Raw genomic sequence first — 1,350 nt, forward strand, 5'->3', positions numbered from 1 at the left:
GTATAGCGCACCGTTCCGCCGGGACCTTCCAGCGCCGCCACGCGGCTGGTGGTTTCTCCGGCGCCGTCCTTGACGACGGTGAGCTTCAGGGCCTCCATTCGGAGGGCCTGTCCCGTGGTTCCCGCCTTCTGGCGCACCCACCAACTCGATTCCCATAGCTTCGATGCGCCCATCGGCGGCGATGGCCCCCGACTCTGCGCCGTCTTCCACCTATAATCAGCGTGATTCAGGAAAGATTCGGGGGCTGGGAGCTAGTAATTGATCTGGGTTAATCCGGGAAAATCAGGAAATGATTTTACCATTCGAAAGAAGCGGACAAAATATGAGGATAACTCTTAACTAGCAGACTATATCAGGCATCTCTCAAACTCAATAAAATATACCGTGATAAGAAACAAACAGCATCACCAATGAAGATCACGTAACTTGCAAACGACGATTCTGTCTTTCTGGTGGTTTAATCTGAGAAATTAGCAAATAGAACTTCAAGTTCGTTTTCACTAAAGATTTGACTATCACTGACAAACTTTTCTATTTCTATAGTTCCATCTTTCATATATTCCACTTCCCAACGCTCACCTGGGAGGCTTACTTCTACCATTATTCCATCCCGAACTTTGTTGAGGCGGTAATAAATTTTACTTTTTTCTAGTCTGTCCAAAAAATCAATTAAGTCACTCAATACAAATCCTCCTATTTATTAAAACGACTATCTGTAAGTAGTTTTTTGAAGTAATTAAATCCCGGCTCTCCTTGTTGAGCTCTTCTAATTATCTCAGATAAAGTCAGATCCATTATACTATCCCAGCCAGGAGAACCTTTAGGGGGCTTGGCATTTTTTATACTGCCTTTTTTATCCTTCAAAATCTCCCTGACAGTTTTACTCATATTTTTACTAGTTATTTGAGCAATCCTTGCATGTTTAATTTTATTGCTATTATATATAGCTACACTCGTCAAAATAACAGTACCCGTAACTGCAATACCCAAAAGCACCCATCCCGCAGGATTCCAAAAGCTAGCTCCCCCTGCAGCTGCAGTCGTAGCTACATATACTCCATTTGCACCTTCAAGTGTAAATTGTGCAAACTTCCCTTTTGGATCATGATAAATAATAGGATTATTTAGGCAATAAGCAAATAAATTGTTTTCTAAAATATGGTTATTTCTACCATCGAGTATATCTGAATCATCCGCATTAATAAACCGCCCGATTTCTGGGTTGTAGTACCGGGAACCCAGGTAGTAGAGTCCAGTCTCTCTGTCATAGGAATACCCCCGATACCGGTAGGGATTCTTCTGCCCCAGGGTTTCCGCCAGGCTTCCTTCCACGGTGAGCGGTTTTCCCCA

The 1,350-nt window shown here is 43.3% G+C and carries 3 protein-coding genes; all 3 read right to left on the reverse strand.

Features of this window, described 5'->3' with window-relative positions:
* Nucleotides 1–173, reverse strand: a 173-nt coding sequence (locus KCG48_RS15110) for a hypothetical protein (RefSeq protein WP_211802886.1), incomplete at its 3' end; no start/stop codon positions are given.
* Between the two features lie 284 nt (nucleotides 174–457).
* Nucleotides 458–682 (reverse strand): hypothetical protein, encoded by a 225-nt coding sequence (locus KCG48_RS14480; protein WP_211802884.1) that lies wholly within the window; start codon nucleotides 680–682, stop codon nucleotides 458–460.
* Nucleotides 683–693: 11 nt separating this feature from the next.
* A partial coding sequence (locus KCG48_RS14485; RefSeq protein WP_211802885.1) for an RHS repeat-associated core domain-containing protein occupies nucleotides 694–1,350 on the reverse strand: 657 nt, incomplete at its 5' end.

The organism is Proteiniclasticum sediminis (assembly GCF_018128025.1).
GTDB classification, from domain to species: Bacteria; Bacillota; Clostridia; order Clostridiales; family Clostridiaceae; genus Proteiniclasticum; species Proteiniclasticum sediminis.